Origin of the sequence: Micromonospora sp. 050-3, from assembly GCF_046549335.1 — a bacterium.
GTDB classification, from domain to species: Bacteria; Actinomycetota; Actinomycetes; order Mycobacteriales; family Micromonosporaceae; genus Micromonospora; species Micromonospora trifolii.
Genome location: NZ_JAJPVX010000003.1, coordinates 289764 through 308148 on the forward strand (window position 1 = coordinate 289764; position 18385 = coordinate 308148).

At 72.8% G+C, this 18385-nt stretch carries 18 protein-coding genes; 11 read left to right on the plus strand and 7 right to left on the minus strand.

What is annotated here, in order from left to right; genetic code table 11:
* Window positions 1–114: 114 nt before the first annotated feature.
* The 7 genes from ACLJOK_RS29380 (at window position 115) to glmM (ending at window position 5640) form a co-directional block, all read left to right on the plus strand.
* On the plus strand, window positions 115–810 hold the full coding sequence (locus tag ACLJOK_RS29380; protein WP_410821793.1) for a class I SAM-dependent methyltransferase: 696 nt from the start codon (window positions 115–117) through the stop codon (window positions 808–810).
* Between the two features lie 89 nt (window positions 811–899).
* A complete protein-coding gene (locus ACLJOK_RS29385; protein WP_091403518.1) occupies window positions 900–1157 on the plus strand; it encodes a DUF6364 family protein in 258 nt (85 codons plus the stop codon).
* The gene (locus ACLJOK_RS29390; RefSeq protein WP_091402325.1) at window positions 1147–1440 is read left to right on the plus strand and encodes a hypothetical protein; all 294 of its coding nucleotides are present in this window, start codon (window positions 1147–1149) and stop codon (window positions 1438–1440) included. Before ACLJOK_RS29385 ends, ACLJOK_RS29390 begins: the two co-directional genes overlap by 11 nt.
* A 176-nt stretch (window positions 1441–1616) precedes the next feature.
* Window positions 1617–2999 (plus strand): nitrate/nitrite transporter, encoded by a 1383-nt coding sequence (locus ACLJOK_RS29395; protein WP_357199086.1) that lies wholly within the window; start codon window positions 1617–1619, stop codon window positions 2997–2999.
* Window positions 3000–3208: 209 nt separating this feature from the next.
* Complete coding sequence (gene rplM / locus ACLJOK_RS29400) at window positions 3209–3652, plus strand: 50S ribosomal protein L13 (RefSeq protein ID WP_238679468.1); 444 nt, start codon at window positions 3209–3211, stop codon at window positions 3650–3652.
* A gap of 20 nt (window positions 3653–3672) precedes the next feature.
* The gene (gene rpsI / locus ACLJOK_RS29405; protein WP_410821794.1) at window positions 3673–4164 is read left to right on the plus strand and encodes a 30S ribosomal protein S9; all 492 of its coding nucleotides are present in this window, start codon (window positions 3673–3675) and stop codon (window positions 4162–4164) included.
* A 120-nt stretch (window positions 4165–4284) separates the two neighbouring features.
* A complete protein-coding gene (gene glmM / locus ACLJOK_RS29410; RefSeq protein WP_410821795.1) occupies window positions 4285–5640 on the plus strand; it encodes a phosphoglucosamine mutase in 1356 nt (451 codons plus the stop codon).
* A gap of 18 nt (window positions 5641–5658) precedes the next feature.
* Here glmM and ACLJOK_RS29415 read toward each other — a convergent pair whose 3' ends face one another.
* Both ACLJOK_RS29415 and ACLJOK_RS29420 read right to left on the minus strand, forming a co-directional pair.
* Window positions 5659–6405 carry an ABC transporter ATP-binding protein gene (locus tag ACLJOK_RS29415; RefSeq protein ID WP_410821796.1) on the minus strand — a complete coding sequence of 249 codons (747 nt, stop codon included), beginning with the start codon at window positions 6403–6405 and terminating at the stop codon, window positions 5659–5661.
* A 5-nt stretch (window positions 6406–6410) separates the two neighbouring features.
* Entirely contained in the window at window positions 6411–9236 is a 2826-nt protein-coding gene (locus tag ACLJOK_RS29420; RefSeq protein WP_410821797.1) for an FtsX-like permease family protein, read from the minus strand.
* A gap of 72 nt (window positions 9237–9308) precedes the next feature.
* Here ACLJOK_RS29420 and ACLJOK_RS29425 point away from each other — a divergent pair, with 72 nt between their 5' ends.
* On the plus strand, window positions 9309–9941 hold the full coding sequence (locus tag ACLJOK_RS29425; RefSeq protein ID WP_410821798.1) for a PadR family transcriptional regulator: 633 nt from the start codon (window positions 9309–9311) through the stop codon (window positions 9939–9941).
* Here the strand turns inward: ACLJOK_RS29425 and ACLJOK_RS29430 are convergent.
* The 3 genes from ACLJOK_RS29430 to ACLJOK_RS29440 all read right to left on the minus strand — a co-directional run bounded on the left by ACLJOK_RS29430 (window position 9907) and on the right by ACLJOK_RS29440 (window position 11996).
* Window positions 9907–11064, minus strand: a complete 1158-nt coding sequence (locus ACLJOK_RS29430; RefSeq protein WP_410822213.1) for a pyridoxal phosphate-dependent aminotransferase — start codon at window positions 11062–11064, stop codon at window positions 9907–9909. The two genes, ACLJOK_RS29425 and ACLJOK_RS29430, sit on opposite strands and share 35 nt — an antisense overlap.
* A 79-nt stretch (window positions 11065–11143) precedes the next feature.
* Window positions 11144–11668: an MmpS family transport accessory protein gene (locus ACLJOK_RS29435; protein ID WP_410821799.1), complete on the minus strand. Its 525-nt coding sequence runs from the start codon at window positions 11666–11668 to the stop codon at window positions 11144–11146.
* A 25-nt stretch (window positions 11669–11693) separates the two neighbouring features.
* Window positions 11694–11996, minus strand: coding sequence for a hypothetical protein (locus ACLJOK_RS29440; protein WP_410821800.1), 303 nt, complete (start codon window positions 11994–11996; stop codon window positions 11694–11696).
* A 435-nt stretch (window positions 11997–12431) separates the two neighbouring features.
* Here ACLJOK_RS29440 and glmS point away from each other — a divergent pair, with 435 nt between their 5' ends.
* The gene (glmS, locus tag ACLJOK_RS29445; RefSeq protein WP_354944292.1) at window positions 12432–14345 is read left to right on the plus strand and encodes a glutamine--fructose-6-phosphate transaminase (isomerizing); all 1914 of its coding nucleotides are present in this window, start codon (window positions 12432–12434) and stop codon (window positions 14343–14345) included.
* Between the two features lie 3 nt (window positions 14346–14348).
* Here the strand turns inward: glmS and ACLJOK_RS29450 are convergent, their stop codons facing one another.
* Together ACLJOK_RS29450 and ACLJOK_RS29455 are read right to left on the minus strand one after the other, a co-directional pair.
* Entirely contained in the window at window positions 14349–15941 is a 1593-nt protein-coding gene (locus tag ACLJOK_RS29450; protein WP_410821801.1) for an alpha/beta hydrolase, read from the minus strand.
* Entirely contained in the window at window positions 15938–16234 is a 297-nt protein-coding gene (locus ACLJOK_RS29455) for a hypothetical protein (protein ID WP_410821802.1), read from the minus strand. The genes ACLJOK_RS29450 and ACLJOK_RS29455 overlap by 4 nt, the downstream gene beginning before the upstream one ends.
* A 173-nt stretch (window positions 16235–16407) precedes the next feature.
* On the opposite strand from ACLJOK_RS29455, the gene ACLJOK_RS29460 reads away from it, so the two are divergent.
* Window positions 16408–16776, plus strand: coding sequence for a holo-ACP synthase (locus tag ACLJOK_RS29460; RefSeq protein ID WP_328652141.1), 369 nt, complete (start codon window positions 16408–16410; stop codon window positions 16774–16776).
* A gap of 55 nt (window positions 16777–16831) precedes the next feature.
* Window positions 16832–18301, plus strand: coding sequence for an NAD(P)H-hydrate dehydratase (locus tag ACLJOK_RS29465; protein WP_410821803.1), 1470 nt, complete (start codon window positions 16832–16834; stop codon window positions 18299–18301).
* Window positions 18302–18385: the final 84 nt, after the last annotated feature.

Sequence of the window (18385 nt, forward strand, 5' to 3'; positions counted from 1 at the left end):
TCCAAGATCTCGCCAGGTCAAGGGCAGCCCCGACTCGAACGCGTCCGCCGGGTTCCGTGGTGCCGTCGCTGGCTTATAATGTGGGAAAACTGTCTCAAAATCTGGGAGATGGCGATGGGCGTGACGGACGTCTTCGACGCGGTGGCCGGCACCTACGACGAGGCACGGCGGCGGCTGATCCCGTGCTTCGACGCCTTCTACGGCACTGCCGTTCAGGTGGCCGCGCCGCCGCTGCGCGCCGCGCTCGCCGCCGGGCGTACCCCGGAGGTGTTGGATCTGGGCGCCGGCACCGGCCTGCTCTCCCTGCTGCTGTCGGCCGCGGTGCCCGGAGTCCGGCTGACCCTGGTGGACGGCGCGCCGGCGATGCTCGCCCGCGCCACCGACCAGTTGGACGCGCGGTCCGTGCCACACCGCACGGTTTACGCCGACCTGGCCGACGAACTGCCACCGGGTCGGTACGACGCGGTGGTCAGCGCCCTGGCGATCCACCACCTGGATGACGCCGGCAAGCGCGCGCTCTACCGGCGGGCCGCCGGCGCGCTGGCGCCGGGCGGGGTCTTCGTCAACGCCGAGCAGGTCGCCGGCCCGACCCCGGAGTTGGACCGGCGCTACGACGAGGTGTGGCTGGAGCGGATCACCGAGTTGGGTGCGTCCCCCGACGAGATCGCGGCTTCCCGCGAGCGGATGCGCCACGACCGCCCGGCGACGGTGGCCGACCAGTGCCGGTGGCTCACCGAGGCGGGCCTGGTCGACGTCGACTGCTACTTCAAGGAGTGGCGCTTCGCGGTGTTCGGCGGCCGGGCCGGGTAGGACCGGCGGAATGTGCGTTTCGCCGCCCCGGTGCGAGGCGGCAAGCGCAGGGATGACTGGTGGTCACACCCGCGGGTAATCTGCTCGGCATGACTGCCAAGGTGACTCTCTCGTTCACGGACGAGACGATCGAGGAGGCGCGGCGGTTCGCCAAGCGCGAGGGGCTGTCGCTCTCCGCGTGGATGGACCAGGCCGCCCGGGAGAAGGCGCTGCGCGAGGTCTTCACCGCGCACGCCGCTGCCGTGGGCCGCGCCAGCCTGGATCTGGAGTCTGCCGCGCTCGCCGACGCCCGCGAGGTGGGCATGGTCAACGACCTGTTCTCCGGCGGACGGCCGCGTGCTGCGTAGGGGTGAGATCTGGCGCATCGAGGGCGCCCGGGAACGCCTCGGTCTCGTGATCAGCTCGGACGTCTACAACTCCACAGACGTGCCCATCGTGATCGTGGTCGAGGTGGTCGAGGAGTCGCTCCTGCGGGACTCGCCGCTCGCCGTGTCGATGGGCCGGTACGTGGTGATGCCAGACCGGATCTCCTCGCCCATGAAGAAGTGGTTCACCGCGTGCGTGGACGTCGCCGACACCGACACCATGCTCCGGGTCGGCCGTGCGCTGCGCATCCTCCAGCAGCTCTGACCGTGGCAGCGGCTCTGACCGTGGCGGGCTCTGACCGCGCGCCCCCGGTGGTGTGCTCACCATCGCCGCCGGCCCGTGGTGCGATAGCCGTTTCCGGCCCGACCCGCGACGGGCACTGCCAGGTAACCGGGCGTTCCTAGCGTTTCCCCTCGTCACATCGACGAGGAGGAGCCGCCGTGAGCACGCTCACCAGCACCGTAGTCACCGCCGAGCCGCCTGCCGTCACCGGTCGCCGGCAGCCGCTGCACGACTGGCGCCCCGAGGACCCGGACTTCTGGCAGGCCACCGGCGCGCCGATCGCCCGGCGCAACCTCTGGGTCTCGATCTTCGCGGAGCACGTCGGCTTCTCGGTGTGGAGTCTCTGGTCGGTCACCGTGCTCTTCCTCGGCCCCGCGTACGGCATCGATCCGGCCGGGAAGTTCCTGCTCACCGCCGTGCCGGCCGCGCTGGGCGCGGTGCTGCGGCTGCCGTACACGCTGGCGGTGGCCCGCTTCGGTGGACGACGCTGGACGATCATCAGCGCGCTGTTGTTGCTGGTGCCAGCGGTGCCGATGACGGTGCTGCTGGAGCCCGGGGTGTCCTACACCACCCTGATGGTGCTCGCCTGCCTCACCGGGGTCGGTGGCGGCAACTTCGCCTCCTCAATGGCGAACATCAACCTTTTCTACCCACAGCGCCTCAAGGGGCGGGCGCTCGGGCTCAACGCCGGGGGCGGCAACCTGGGCGTACCCGCCGTGCAGTTGGTCGGCCTGGCGGTCCTCGCCACGGCGGGCGCCGCGTACCCCCGGCTGGTGCCGGCGGTCTACCTGCCGCTGATCGTGCTGGCCGCGCTGGCCGCGGCCCGCTGGTTGGACACCGTGCCCGGGGCGCGCAACGAGCCCGGCGCGTTGCGGGAGGCGGCCCGCGACCCGCACACCTGGGTGATGTCGCTGCTCTACATCGGGACCTTCGGCTCGTTCATCGGCTTCGGTTTCGCCTTCGGTCAGGTGCTCCAGCTCCAGTTCGCCGAGCGGTTCCCCACCCCTGTCGACGCCGCCTGGCTGACCTTCCTGGGCCCGCTGGTCGGATCGCTGATCCGGCCGCTGGGCGGGCACCTCGCCGACCGGTTGGGTGGGGCCCGGGTGACCTTCTGGAACTTCGTGGCGATGGCGGCCGGGGCGAGCACAGTGCTGTACGCGGCGCGGGAGCGTTCGTTCGGGCTCTACCTCGCCGGGTTCCTCGCCCTCTTCGTCTTCTCCGGCGTCGGCAACGGCTCCACGTACAAGATGATCCCGGCGATCTTCCGGGCCCGTTCGGCGGACGCGGTGGCCACCGGTCAGCGTGATCCGGAGGCCGCCGCACGCTGGGCGCGGCGGATGACCGGCGCGTTGATCGGTATCGCGGGTGCGATCGGCGCCTTCGGCGGGGTGCTGGTCAACATCGCCTTCCGCCAGTCGTTCCTCAGCTCGGGCAACGCCGACGCCGCCTACCTGGCCTTCATCGGCTGGTACGCGTTGTGCTTCGCGGTCACCTGGGTGGTCTACCGCCGTCCGAGGGCCGGTCGACTCACCAACGTGTGAGCTGAGACACCCTCGGCGCGTCGCCGCGCGGGACCGCACCCCCGTTTTGACCTGCGGACGGGGCGCCGGGTATCGTTGCCTGCTGTTGTACGACATCCAGAGGCGTGCCCCTTCAGGTACGCTTGGTCGTTCGTGCGCGCTGGTCCGGCCTGCTAGATCTGGTCACCTCGGCGCGCGACCCCAGACCGACGACGAGACAAGGTAGACCTGTGCGTACGTACAGCCCGAAGCCGGGTGAGATCGAGCGTCAGTGGCACGTCATCGACGCCTCTGATGTCGTGCTGGGCCGCCTGGCCACCCACGCCGCCACGTTGCTGCGTGGTAAGCACAAGCCGACTTTCGCGCCGCACGTCGACACGGGCGACTTTGTCGTCATCGTGAACGCGGGCAAGGTTGCGTTGACCGGCAACAAGCGCCACACCAAGGTCGCTTACCGCCACTCGGGTTACCCGGGTGGTCTGAAGCAGATCGGCTACGACGAGCTGCTGACCAAGCGTCCCGAGCGGGCCATCGAGCTGGCCGTGAAGGGGATGCTCCCGCACAACAAGCTCGGCCGTCAGCTGATCAAGAAGCTGAAGGTCTACGCCGGTGCCGAGCACCCGCACCTCGCGCAGCAGCCGGTGCCGTTCGAGATCAAGCAGATCGCGCAGTGAGCGCGGGCGAAGGAAGCAGCATGACCGACATCATCGAGACCGAGGTCGCCCCGGAAGCCACGGAAGCCCCCGAGGCCCCCGAGGTCACCGAGGCGCCGGCGCCCGTTGCCCGCGCGCCTCGTGGTGACCGGCCGATCCAGACCGTGGGCCGCCGCAAGGAGGCCATCGTCCGGGTCCGCATCGTCCCGGGCACCGGCAAGATCACCTGCAACGGCCAGGACCTCGAGGCCTACTTCCCGAGCAAGGTGCACCAGCAGCTCATCAAGGACCCGCTGGTCACCGCCGAGAAGCTCGAGCAGTTCGACGTCATCGCGAACCTGCGTGGCGGCGGCACCACCGGCCAGGCCGGTGCGCTGCGGCTGGGCATCGCCCGTGCGCTGATCATCAACGAGCCGGACGACCGCCCGGCCCTGAAGAAGGCCGGCTTCCTCACCCGTGACGCCCGGGTCAAGGAGAGCAAGAAGTACGGCCTCAAGAAGGCCCGTAAGGCTCCCCAGTACTCGAAGCGCTGATCTTTACCAGCGCGTTGTACTTCTGACGGACGGCCGGTCCGCCTCCCCCTCGTCGGGGGGAGGTGGGTCGGCCGTTCCGCTTTCTCCTCACTGGCAGTGCTCTATCGGAGGTTGGCGGGTATGGGTCGGTTGTTCGGCACGGACGGCGTACGCGGGCGAGCAAACGCGGATCTCACCCCGGAGTTGGCGCTCGCGCTCGCGGTGGCCGCCGCGCACACACTCGCCGAGACGGACCGCAGTCATCCGCCGCTCGCGGTCGTCGGCCGGGACACCCGCGCCAGCGGCGAGATGCTGGAGGCCGCAGTGGTCGCCGGGCTGACCAGCGCCGGCGCCAACGTGGTGCGGGTCGGCGTGCTGCCCACCCCCGCGGTGGCGTTCCTCACCGCCGAGGCCAAGGCCGACCTGGGTGTGATGCTCTCCGCGTCGCACAACCCGATGCCGGACAACGGCATCAAGCTCTTCGCCGCCGGTGGGCACAAGTTGCCCGACGAGATCGAGATGCAGATCGAGGCGGCCGTCGAGACGAACGCCACCACCGCCTGGGATCGCCCGATCGGTGCTGGCGTCGGCCGTGTGCACGACCTGCTCGACGGTGCCGACCACTACGTCCAGCACCTGGTGGGCACCGTGCCGCACCGGCTCGACGGGATCAAGGTAGTTGTCGACTGCGCCAACGGCGCCGCCGCCGAGGTCGCCCCCGTCGCCTATCGGGAGGCCGGCGCGGAGGTCATCGCCATCCACGCGGAGCCCGACGGGCTGAACATCAACGACGACTGTGGCTCCAACCACATCGAGGCGCTGCGCGCCGCCGTGGTCGAGCACGGCGCCCACCTGGGCATCGCCCACGACGGCGACGCCGACCGCTGCCTGGCGGTCACCGCCGACGGCGACGAGGTGGACGGCGACCAGGTCATGGCGATCCTCGCGCTGGCCATGCGGGACGCCGGCACGCTCACCCAGGACACCCTGGTGGCCACCGTGATGAGCAACCTCGGGCTGCGGCTCGCGATGTCCGCCCAGGGCATCCGCCTGCTCGAGACCAAGGTCGGCGACCGGTACGTGCTGGAGGAGCTGCGCGCCTCCGGGCTGGCGCTCGGCGGTGAGCAGAGCGGCCACATCGTCATGCCCGCGCACGCCACCACCGGCGACGGGGTGCTCACCGGCCTGCACCTGATGGCTCGGATGGCGGCCACCGGCCAGTCCCTCGCCGATTTGGCCTCGGTGGTCACCAAGCTGCCCCAGGTGCTGATCAACGTGCCGGTCGGCGACCGGACCATCGGCGCCGCCGCCCCAGCGGTACGCGCCGAGGTCGAGCGGGCCGAGGCGGAGCTGGGGGAGACCGGCCGGGTGCTGCTGCGCCCGTCGGGCACCGAGCCGCTGGTCCGGGTCATGGTCGAGGCGGCCACCGAGGCGACCGCCCGTGAGGTCGCCGAGCGGATCGCCGAGCTGGTCCGCACCGCGAGCCCGGTCGCCTGAGACCACCTCGGGGCGGCCTCACAACCGCAGTCGGGCCGCCCGCTCGTACGTGTCGGCGGGGTCCTCGCCGTCGGTGAGGTCGAGGTCCTCGGTGACGCGTCCGTCGGTCAGCCGGACGAGTCGGTCACAGCGGGCAGCGATGGCCTGTTCGTGGGTGGCGAGCAGGATGGTCATGCCGTGCCGGTCACGGAGGTCGAGCAGCAGGTCGAGGATCTGCCCGCCGGTGGTGGAGTCGAGGTTGCCGGTGGGCTCGTCGGCCAGCAGCAGGCCCGGTGCCCCCATCAGGGCGCGGGCGATGGCGACCCGTTGCTGCTGGCCACCGGAGAGCTGCGCGGGCAGGGCGCGCTCCCGACCGGCCAGGCCGACCGCGTCGAGCAACTCACGGGCTCGGGTCGCGTGATCGGCCCGGCCCCGGCGGGGGAGGACCGGCGCGATCACGTTGTCCAGCACTGTGAGTGCGGGCAGCAGATGGTAGCGCTGGAACACGAACCCGACCCGCTGCCGGTAGCGGGCCAGCGCGGCCCGGCGCAGGTCGCTGACCACCACGTCGTCAACTGTCACGTTGCCCTCGTCGGGCTGCTCGATGGCGCCGATGAGGTGCAGCAGCGTCGACTTGCCCGACCCGCTCGGCCCGGTCAGCGCCACCACCGCTCCGGCCGCGATGGTCAGGGACACGTCGTCGACGGCCGTCAGTCGGTCCGCGCCGGTGCCGAATCGTCGTGTCAGGTGGTCGACCGAGATCGCGCTGCCGATCTGCTCGCTCATGACTGCTACTCCTCTGCCAGAAGTCGGGCGGGTCGTAGGCGCGGCAACAGGGCGGCGGGCACCAGCGCGGCGACGGCGCTGACCAGCGCGCCCGCCAGCGCGACCAGTGCGGCCACCAGGAGCAGTGCGCCGGGGAGGGCGCCGATCAGCCAACCCGCGCCGGCCAGGCCGACCGCCGCGCCGGCGGTCGAACCGACGAGCCCCAGCGCCAGCCCTTCGTAGCCGACCAGCCGGCCGAGTTCGGCGTCGGTCCAGCCGATGGCCCGCAGGGTGGCCAGCTCGGCGGCCCGGTCGCGGATGTTCAGGTAGAGCACGTCCGCGACAGCAGCGGCACCGAGCAGCACGGTGGCCGTAGCGGCCACGGTGTCCGCGCCGCGCACGCTCAGCGAGACCACGTCGCCGAGAAGACTGCCGACGATCGCGCCTCGGAAGGCCCACGCGGCGGCGGTGACCAGCGTCAGCGCGGCCACCCCGATGGCCAGCGCGCCGGCGCCGAGGAGCGTGCGCCCGGGGGTGCGGGCCAGATTCACCAGGGCCAACCCGAAGAGGGTGCGTGGCCGGCGTACCCAGCCGGCGGGAGCGACGATCGGGCGGAGGGCGGCGGCCGGGTGGGCGCGCGCGGCCCGCAGCGCCGGCACCAGGCCCGCGGCCAGCGCGAGAAGCAGGGCGATGGGTACGGCCAGGGCGGACCGCCGCCAGTCGACGTCGACGCCGAGCGCGATTCCGAGCGGCACCGCCAGGGCCAGCGAGAGCAGACCGGCGGTGAACCCGAGCAGGGCGACCTCGCCCAGGATCAGCGCCGCGATGCGGCGGACCGGCCAGCCGAGACAGGAGAGCACCGCCAGTTCGGAGCGCCGGTCCCGGACGGCGGCGCTGACCGCGTTGCCGAGGAAGAGCACGCAGACCACCAGCACCAGCACGAAGAGCACCAGGCTCTTGCGGTCCACCGCCTGGGTGATGATCGAGGCGACGCCGAGTGCCGACCAGTTCTCGGTCAGCCGCAGCATCGGCCGGCCGAACGAGCCGGCGGGCAGTTCCACCGTCTGCGGCGCGCCCGACGAGCCGAGGGTGATGTCGACGTCCAGCCCGGTGCGTGCCGCTATCTGCTCGGCGACCAGTCGGACCTGCTCGGCCGACCGCTCGTTGTAGCCGCCCACGTCGGCCACCCGTACCCGGATCGCGCTGATCGGGGCCTTGGCCTGTGGCCCGCCGCCACCCTGCAGGATCTTCGGCACGCTGCCGAGGTTGGTGAGGAGCAGCGGCGGCGCGGAGAGGTAGCCGGCGGGATTGCCGCTGGGCGCCAGCGGTTGACCACCCAGCGCCGCCCGGCTGCGGTCGTCGGCACCCTGCGCCGTCGGCGCCTGGTAGGTCTCCAGCGGCAGTTGGCCGAGGTCACTGAAGCCGGCCAGCCGGCCCGGGTCGAAGACACCGACGGCCCGCCAGAAACGATTGGCGGTGTTTGCGCCAACGGGTAGTGGCAGCGCCCGTATCGATCGGGAACCGGTGTCGTCGGCGAGCCAGGGTCGGGGCAGCGGGTTGAACGCCTCCATTTTGCCGTACACCTCGGGGTCGCCGGGCGGTTGCTGGCGGGCCCGCAGGCTGCCGTCGGGTAGCCGGTCGTACTGCACTTCGGCCGACTGCACGACCGTCTGAAGTTGGCCGTGGCAGCACCCGGCCAGGGAAAGCTCCTCGGTGAGCATCGCCTGGTGCCCGGCGGTGAGGTCGTACCGACCGGACCCGGCGGGAGTCCCCCCGGGGCGGCTCAACGTCTTCTCCAGGTCGATCGCCTCCACCCCGGCGGGGCTGATCGAGAGCCGGGTGAACCTGGCCGCCAGCGACTCGTCGATGAAGGGCCGGTTGGTGACGACAACCGGGACCTCGTGGTTGTCCGCTGAGCCCCGGCGGTTGACGGCGACCTTGTCGTCGGTGCGGACGGCTCGACCGGTGACGACGGCGTCGTCGAGTCCGACGAGTTGTTCCTCGGCTGCCGGGTCCACGGCGGCCAGGAGAAACGGCACGGTCAGGTCGTACGCCATCACCAGCCGGTCGGTGGGTGTGGCGGAGCCGTCCCGGTCGGTCGCGAGGATGTAGGAGTCGGCTTGGAACCGACCGTCGGGCAGCAGTTGAACGGCGTGCAGGGACCAGTCCTCGCGCTCGGAGTAGGTGCCCGGGTTGCTTAGCAGCGCGTATCCCGGATCGCAGATGGGCAGGCTGCGCCCGTCCGGCTGCACCTCGCGGGGGGTCGGGCCGCAGGTGTCCGACCAGGAGTAGGACCGCCCATCGGAGTACGGTACGGCGTCACTGTCGGTTCCCCAGTCGATCCGGGGGTAGATCAGCGGCTTCTTGGTCACGTACACGTACCGCGGTTTGCCCGGCGCGGTGGAGAGACCGCGTTCGGCGTGGAAGGTCGGGTCGACCCGGATGACCTGCTGGTCCAGCGAGCGGTCGACGGCGTCGGTGAGGTCGATCGGCGTCGGTAGCAGGGTGGTGGAATAGCCGAGCATCGCGATCGGGGCCGCCACCTCGATGCCGGGGACTGTCGTCACCTGCTCGTACTGCTGGGTGGTGATGCCGCCGAAGAGCCCGGAGAGATAGTTGGGGCGGACCAGCCCGCGCTCGGCTTCCAGCGGCGTGCGGGTCCCCTTCGGACGGACCAGGATCTCGTAGGCGACCTGGGTGTTGCGCTCGACGGTGCCGGTGACGTCCAGACGAGAGGTGGTGGTGGCGCCGGTCAGGACCACGAAGCCGGTGGTGGCCACCAGCACGCCGACCAGCAGCGCCACCGACCGCCCCGCACGGCCGCGCAGCTGTCTCCAGATGAAGCCGAGCATCGCGCCTCCCCGTGTGCTGTCCCCACTCTGCGCGATACATTGTGACAATGCAAGACCCGTACCGGAGGTGACATGGCGATCCAGCACGCTGTCCTCGCCCTGCTCGCTGGTGGCCCCAGCCACGGCTACCAGCTCAAGGGCGCGTTCGAAGCCGCCGTCGGCCCGCAGTGGGGGCCGCTGAACATCGGCCACCTCTACCAGATCCTCGACCGGCTCTCCCGGGACGAGCTGGTCGTCGCCGAACGGCAACCGCAGCCGATCAAGCCGGACCGGGTGGTCTACGAGATCACCCCCGCCGGCCGCGCGGAGTTGACGCGGTGGCTGGCCGAGCCGAGCCCGCGCAGCGGCGGATTCCGGGACGACTTCTTCCTCAAGGTCACCGCCGCCGCCCGGTCCGGCTCTGCGGCCACTGTTCGCGCGGTGCTCAGCAACCAGCGTGGGCACCTGCTGCGCGAGTTGCGCAATCTGGACGGCCTACGGCGGGCCGCCGAGGACCCGGTGGTCGGGTTGCTGCTCACCGCGGCCAGCCGGCACGTCACCGCGGACCTGTCGTTCGTGGACGACGCCGAGTCGGTGCTGCTCGGTGACGAGGGTCGGCTGCTCACCCGACTCGCGACGCCGACAGCGGATCAGTCGGCGACCGACCCGGGATCGACCGGCTCCGGGCGGGTCAGCGGCTCGGGCCCAGAGCGTGCAGCCGGCTGACCGCCTCGGTCAGCACCTCCGGGCGCTTGCAGAAGGCGAACCTGACCAGCCGCCGGCCCGCTTCGACGTCGTCGTAGAAGACCTGGGTGGGCACCGCCACCACACCGCAGCGCTCCGGCAACGAGCGGCAGAACTCCACCCCGTCCCGGCCGCCGAGGGCGGTGATGTCGGCGGTGACGAAGTACGTCCCCTCCGAGTCGAGCACCTCGAACCCGGCGTCGGTCAGACCGCCGACGAGCTGGTCACGCCGCTGCTGGAGACTGTCCCGGAAACCGGTGTAGTAGTCGTCCGGCAAAGCCAACGCCACGGCCACCGCCGGTTGCAGCGGCGCGGCGTTGACATAGGTGAGGAACTGCTTCACCCGGAGCACCGCCGAGACCAGCGCCGCCGGACCGCTCGCCCAGCCGACCTTCCACCCCGTGCAGGAGAACGTCTTGCCGGCCGACGAGATGCGCAGCGTCCGCTCCCGCATCCCGGGCAGGCTGGCCAGCGGCACGTGCGGGCTCGCCGCGTCCGTGAAGACCAGGTGCTCGTACACCTCGTCGGTGACCGCGTACGCGCCGAACTCCTGGCACAACTCGGCGACCTGCGCCAACTCGGCCGGGGTGAAGACCTTCCCGGTCGGATTGTGCGGTGAGTTCAGCAGCACCAGCCGGGTGCGCGGGCCGAACGCCGCACGCAACGCCGCCGGGTCGAAGGCGTACCGGCCGTCGGCCGAGGGGCGCAGCGTCACCGGCCGGCGGACCGCGCCGGCCAACGCGATCGAGGCGGCGTACGAGTCGTAGTACGGCTCGAAGCACACCACCTCGTCGCCCGGTTCGCAGAGCGCGAGGATGCTCGCCGCCACCGCCTCGGTCGCGCCCGCGGTGATCACGATCTCGCCGTCCGGGTCGTACGCCAGGTCGTGGAACCGCCGCTGATGCGCCGCGACGGCCGCGCGCAGGGCGGGGATCCCTGGGCCGGGCGGGTACTGGTTCTGCCCGTTGCGCAGCGCCTCGGCGGCGGCGGCCAGCATCTCCGGTGGACCGTCGGTGTCGGGGAAGCCCTGGCCGAGGTTGACCGCGCCGGTGCGTACGGCGAGGGCGGACATCTCGGCGAAGATCGTCGTGCCGAACGGCCGCATCCGGGCCACCAGCGGGTCGACATCGGTGCTCGTCGTCACCTGCGCCAGCCTACGGCCACCCGCCGCCCGAACCCCAGCCTCACTCGGGCGCGCAACTGGTCGACCAGTACCCCCGGGTCTTGTTGACGACCGGCTTGCCGGCGCCGGTGACCGTGACGGTGCAGTCGATTGGTCGCTGACCCTCATCGTCGACCCATCTGGCCTCCACGAGCACCCTGGTCTTGCCGTTTGTCCGGATGGTGGTGCGCCAGGGCAGCTTCTGGCCGTCGACGTGCATGAGATCGCTCTCGGCGTCGTAGTACGCGATGTCCGCCGTACCCGAGCCGGTGACCTCGTAGACCACCGTCACGGGTGCCGGCCCTGACGTAGGTCGAGTGACCGGCTTCTTGCTGGGAGTGGGAGACGCGGGGGGCGGCGGCGCGGTGGGTCGCTCGGGGATGAGCGGCCCGGCGGTGGGCTCCATCCAGTCGTCGTCGTCGGGAGTGCCGAAGGGTTGCTCGGCGAATGGGTCGGGGTCGTTCCCGTCGAGCACCAGGCTGGCCGCGCAGAGGCAGCCACAGACGGTCAGCATCAGCGCCACCAGGACGGCGATGACGATCCCCACGGCTCGGCCGCTGTGCGTGGCCGGGCTACCCCCGGGCTGCGGATGGCCGGGGTACGCGTACGGCGGCGGATAGCCGGGCGGCGGTGATCCGGCTGACGGCGACCACCCTGCGGGCGGCGGTCCGACGGGTGTGGGCCACCCGCCGGGCGTGGGCCAACCCGGCGACGGCGGCCCGGCGGGCGTCGGGCCGGAGGCGTCGGGTGGCGACGACGGCGTCCACGGGGCTGTCGGCGGGTCCGGTGTCCACGGCGTCGCGGGCGGTTGGGGCATCCACTGGGTCGCGGGCGGGGGAGGCGCCCACGGCGCGGCCGGCGGTGCCGGTGCCCACGGCGCCGGCGGTGCCCAGGGCTGACCCGGGGCCAGCGGGTCGGGCGCCGGGAACGCGGCCGAGGGCGGCGCCGTCGGATCCGGTGCCGGAGCGCCCGCACCCGGCGAGTACGGCTCAGCCGGCGACCCCGACGCGCCGCCAGCTGACGGGTCCGGTGAGGTGGAGGGGGACGGATCGGGCGGGGACGCGTCGGACATGGCTGCTCCGGGCGGGAGTGGGTATGGGACGAACGAGCCGAGGACGGGCGCGCCGAACCCGCCGAGAGACTGTCGTACCCGAAGGCGTGCCGCAACCCCGTCGTTCCGGACGGGACAGGAGTGGGCCGCGAAGCTCGTCCCGGTTGCGGCCTCCCAACCACCGATCGCTCAGATTCCGTGATCGATAACCCGACTTTCGAGCACCCATCATGAGTGAAACTGGGTTAGGCTGCGGGCCATGTGTGGAATCGTGGGATACGCGGGCGCGCGCCCTGCACTCGGCATCGTCCTCGACGGGCTGCGGCGGCTGGAATACCGCGGCTACGACTCGGCAGGCGTCGCGATCGTCTGCGCCGACCAACTGCTGACCGAGAAGAAGGCCGGCAAGCTGGCCAACCTGGAGAAGGTGCTGTCCGAGCGGGCCGCCGACGACCCGACCTCCTGCGCGGCCAGCCCGATCGGCATCGGTGACGGCACCACCGGCATCGGGCACACGCGGTGGGCCACCCACGGCGGCCCGACCGACCGCAACGCCCACCCGCACGTCGCCCCCGACGGGCGGGTCGCGGTGATCCACAACGGCATCATCGAGAACTTCGCCAAGCTCCGCGCCGAGCTGGAGGCCGACGGCGTCCAGTTCACCAGCGACACCGACACCGAGTGCGCCGCGCACCTGCTCGCCGCCGCGCTGGCCGACCTGCGCGCCGCCGGCCAGCCGGACAGCCCGCAGCTGCTCGCCGCCGGCATGCGCGTTGTCTGCCAGCGGCTGGAGGGCGCGTTCACCCTGCTCGCTGTGGACGCCGCGGTGCCCGGTGCGGTCGTCGGCGCCCGGCGCAACTCGCCGCTGGTGGTTGGCCGTGGCGACGGGGAGAACTACCTGGCCAGCGACGTGGCCGCGTTCATCGAGCACACCCGGGAAGCTGTCGAGCTGGGCCAGGACCAGATCGTGCTGATCACCGGTGACAGCATCGAGATCACCGACTTCGAGGGCCAGCCCGCCGCCGGCAAGGACTTCCACATCGACTGGGACTCCTCGGCCGCGGAGAAGGGCGGTTACGACTGGTTCATGCTCAAGGAGATCGAGGAGCAGCCGCAGGCCATCGCCGACACGCTGCTGGGCCGGCTCACCGAGAGCGGTGAGATCGCCCTCGACGAGGTCCGCCTCAGCGACCAGGATCTGCGCGACGTCGACAAGATCTTCATCGTGGCCTGCGGCACGGCGTACCACGCCGGCATGGTCGCCAAGTACGCCATCGAGCACTGGACCCGGATCCCGTGCGAGGTGGAGCTGGCCAGCGAGTTCCGCTACCGGGACCCGGTGCTCGACCGGTCCACGCTGATCGTGGTCATCTCGCAGTCCGGCGAAACCATGGACACCCTGATGGCGCTGCGCCACGCCAAGGAGCAGAAGGCCCGGGTGCTGGCGATCTGCAACACCAACGGCTCGACCATCCCCCGCGAGTCCGACGCCGTGCTCTACACCCACGGCGGGCCGGAGATCGCCGTCGCCTCCACCAAGGCGTTCCTCACCCAGGTCGTCGCCTGCTACCTGATCGGCCTGCACCTGGCCCAGGTGCGCGGGATCAAGTTCGCCGACGAGGTGGGCGCTGTGGTCGCCCAGTTGCAGGAGATTCCCGGCAAGCTGCGTGAGCTGCTCGACCGGATCGAGCCCGTCCGCGAGCTGGCCCGGGAGCTGAAGTCCGAGCCGACAGTGCTGTTCATCGGCCGGCACGTCGGCTACCCGGTGGCCCTGGAGGGCGCGCTGAAGCTCAAGGAGTTGGCGTACATGCACGCCGAGGGCTTCGCCGCCGGTGAGCTGAAGCACGGCCCGATCGCCCTGATCGACAAGGGCACCCCGGTGATCTGCGTGGTGCCCTCCCCGGTGGGCCGGGGCATGCTGCACGACAAGGTCGTCTCCAACATCCAGGAGGTCCGGGCGCGGGGCGCTCGGACCATCGTGATCGCGGAAGAGGGTGACGAGGCTGTCGTCCGTTACGCCGACCACCTGATCTACGTGCCGCGTACGCCCACCCTGCTGGCGCCGCTCGTCACCACGGTGCCGTTGCAGGTGCTCGCCGCCGAGATCGCCGCCGCCCGGGGGCACGACGTGGACCAGCCCCGCAACCTGGCCAAGTCGGTCACCGTCGAGTAAGCCTCAGCGGCCCAGCACGACCCGGGCCATCCCGTCCAGCGCGGGATTGCCCGGGTCCCAGTAACCGGTGTGCCCGCCTCGCCCACTGCCGAAGACCCGACCGCCGAATCCCGGGTCCGACGGGTCGTGACCGAACCACAGCTCGTGCCCGGTGCGGTCGGGCCAGCCCAGCACGGCGGCCAGTGGCGCCGCGCCGAGCAGGGCGCGTCGACCCAGCTCGTCCGCCGGGCGGGCGGCGCGGATCACGTCGTCGGGGGCACTGCTCGCCCAGACTTCCCCGGGTGGCACGCCCAACTCGGCGGCGTGCGACGCACCGATACCGGGGGAGCCGACGAAGACCAGCGCGTCGGCGGCCAGGCCGTGCTCCCGGGCGGCCACCCCCACCACCAGCGACCCGTAGCTGTGCCCGAGCACCGTCTGCCGGGCCGGCGGCCCGTCGTGGCTGACGCGCAGCCCTTCCTGGAAGCGGTGCAACGCCGGGCCGGCGTCCCGGGCCTGACCCGCCGAGGCGGCCTCGGTCAGCAGATCCGGAGCGTCGTAGTCCAGCCAGAGCACCGCCGCGCTGCGGTCACCCGGGGCGATCGCGGCGCACCGCTCCAGCACCCGGGCCGCTCTGCCCAGCTCGCCGGAGGCGTCGTCCAGGCCGGCGGTCATCCCCGGCACGTAGGTCAGCACCCGGTCGGCGTGGTCCGGGTCGCCGAGCGCCACCACCACCCGACCCTCACCCGCCGGATCCAACCCGAGCAGGTACGCCCGCGGCGCCCCGCCGGCCGTCAGCCGCCCGACCAGCGCGTCCAGGCCGGCCAACCGGCCGGCCACCCCGCGCAACCGGATCGACGCGAGCGGCCCCGGCGGCACCCTGGACAGCAGCCGTCGCCGCTCGGCCAGCAGCTCCGCACGCCAGGCGTCGAGCCGTAACCGGTTGGCCTGGTCGCGGGCGGCCACCGGCAGCCCGTCCAACCGGCCGACCAGGGCCGGCTCGTGCCCGATCAGCCACCGACGCTGCGCCGGGGTCAACCCGGACCACCAGGAGCTGACCAGCGCGGGCGCGGCGCCGGGGGCCGGTCGGCCCGGCGGGGGCGGGGACGCCCAGCCGGCGCCGGCGGCCCTCGCCAGGTCATCCAGCCGGTCGGCGGCGACCCGGTCCGCGGCGGCTGCCCCGTCGAGCGCGGCCCGCAGGGCCGCGGCCACCCCAGCCGCTGCCACCCCGGCCCGCTCGGTGGGCCGAACCCGGGCGGGATCGACCCGCACCCCGCCCGAACGGTCCACCAGCAGGCCGGCCGCCTCCGCCTGGGCGACCGCCTGGGAGAGCCGCGCCTTCGCCACCGCCAGCCCACCGGCCAACTCGGCCAGCACCTGGTCGACCTCGATCAGCGCGGGTGCGATCGAGGCCAGCTCGTCACGCAGACCAGTGAGGCGCGTGGCTGCCGCCGTGGCTGCCGCACCCGTCCAACCGCCCCGCAACCGCCCGCCGGCCGCGCGCAGCCCGCCCACGCGACGATCGAGCGGCCCGACCAACCCCGTCCACGCCGCCCCGGCGGCCCGCCACCCGTCCGGATCGGCAGCCCACAGCTGTCGGTAGCCGACGCTGCTCACCGGGGCAGGGCGGCGAACCGGCCGGCGGCCCGGTCGTCCACCGTCTCGTACGCCTCGGCCGCCACCCGCACCCCGCCGGAGGTCGCCGCGACCCGGGCACCCAGCCGGCAGAACCAGGCGTGCCCGGCGGCCTCCAACCCGGCCAGGGCCAGGCCAGCCCGCCACTCGGGCGCCGCCACCACCAGCCCGGGCAGCCCCGCGAGGCCCAACGCCAACCGGCGCGCCTCGTCGTCGAGCAGGACGGCGACGGCCCGCAGCTCCTCCGGTTGGACGGCGAACGGCTCGTCGGTCATGGCCACACCCCCGTGGACGATCGGCATCGACGCGCTGACGCTAGGCGCGTACCGGAGGTCGCGCGGTGCCCTGTGGACAGCCGACGTCGAGGCGTACCCGGGGTGTCCACAGGCGTTGCCCAGCGCGAGCCCGACGGCTAATCTGCGGCCCCGACCGCCGGTAGGGTGGTGTGGTGATCGTCGCTGTCGGCATCGACGTCGTCCTGGTCGACCGGTTCGCCCGGGCCCTGACACGGACGCCGCTGCTCGCCGACCGGCTGTTCACCGAGGCCGAGCGGCACACCCGCTCCGGCAGCCCGCGCTCGCCCGAGTCGCTCGCCGCCCGGTTCGCCGCCAAGGAGGCGGTGGCCAAGGCGCTCGGCGCTCCGGCGGGGCTCAACTGGCACGACTGCGAGATCGTGCCCGACCCGGATGGTCGGCCCTGGCTGGCCGTCTCCGGCACTGTCGCGGCGGTGGCCGACGCACGTGGGGTCAACCACTGGCATCTCTCGTTGTCGCACGACGGCGGGATCGCGTCGGCGATGGTGGTCGCGGAACGATGACGTCGGCCGGGAGGGCCGGTCAGGTCCGCCCGCTCACGGAATGGGACACGGTGGCATGAGATCGGTGTGGCGGGTGGCCGACGTACGGGCGGCCGAGGCGGGGCTGATGGGCACGCTGCCGGAGGGGACGCTGATGCAGCGGGCCGCCGCCGGCCTGGCCCGCCGCGCCGCGCTCCTGCTCGCCGAGCGGGGCGGCGTCTACGGGGGCCGGGTGCTGCTGCTGGTCGGCTCCGGTGACAACGGCGGCGACGCGCTGTACGCGGGGGAGCGGTTGGCCCGCCGAGGTGTCCAGGTGTCCGCCCTGCTGCTCACCCCCGGGCGGGCGCACGCCGCCGGCCTGGCCGCACTGCGAGCCGCTGGCGGCCGGCTGGTGCCGGATCCGACCGGCCCGGTCGACCTGGTCCTCGACGGCATTGTCGGCATCGGCGGCACCGGCGGGCTGCGGGCGAACGCGGACGAGGTGGTCCAGCGCCTCGGCGAACTGCGCGGACGCGACGGGGAACGGGCCACAGTGCTGGCGGTCGACGTGCCCAGCGGGGTCGCTGTCGACACCGGCAACGTGCCGCTCTCCGCGTCCGGTCGGCCCATCGCCGTCCGCGCCGACGTGACGGTGGCCTTCGGCGCGCTGAAGCCCGCCCTGGTGGTCGGGCCGGCCGCCGCGCTGGCCGGGCAGGTCGAGTTGGTCGACATCGGGCTGCGGCCGTGGCTGCGCGGCACCCCGGCGCTGCGGGTGACCGAATGGTCCGACCTGGTCGACTGGTGGCCCCAGCTGGGCCCGGCATCGGAGAAGTACACCCGGGGCGTGGTGGGGGTGGCGACCGGCTCGGCGACCTACCCCGGCGCGGCGGTGCTCTCCGTGGGCGGCGCGCTGGCCGGGCCGACCGGACTGGTCCGCTACGCCGGCAGCGCCCGCGCCGAGGTGCTGCACCAGCACCCTTCGGTGATCGCCGGTGGGCGGGTCGCCGACGCTGGTCGGGTGCAGGCATGGGTCTGCGGCTCCGGGCTGGGCACCGGTGCCGACGCGGCGGCCGAGTTGCGTGCCGTGCTGGCCGCCCCGGTGCCGGTGGTGCTCGACGCCGACGCGCTGACCCTGCTGGTGGACGGCTCGCTCGCCGACCGGCTGCGGGGTCGGGACGCGCCCATCGTGGTCACCCCGCACGACCGGGAGTTCACCCGCCTCTGCGGGGAGGAGCCGGGCGCCGACCGGGTCGGCGCCGCGCTGCGGCTGGCCGCCTGGATGAACGCGGTGGTGCTGCTCAAGGGCGACCGCACGGTGATCGGCACGCCGGACGGTCGGGCGTACGTCAACCCGACCGGCACCCCGGCGCTGGCCACCGGCGGCACCGGCGACGTGTTGGCTGGGCTGCTCGGCTCGCTGCTGGCGGCCGGGGTGCCCGCCGATCGGGCCGCCGCCTCGGCCGCGTACCTGCATGGGCTCGCCGGACGGGAGGCGGCCCGGGGTGGGCCGGTGACCGCGCCCGACGTGGCGACCGCGCTGCGTCCGGTGCTGGCCCGGCTGGGCTGAACGGGGCGCTTCGGGGTGCGATGACCGGATCACCGCGTCGGGACGTGCGTCGCCGCCCGCGGTGATCACGGCGGAAAGTAGGCT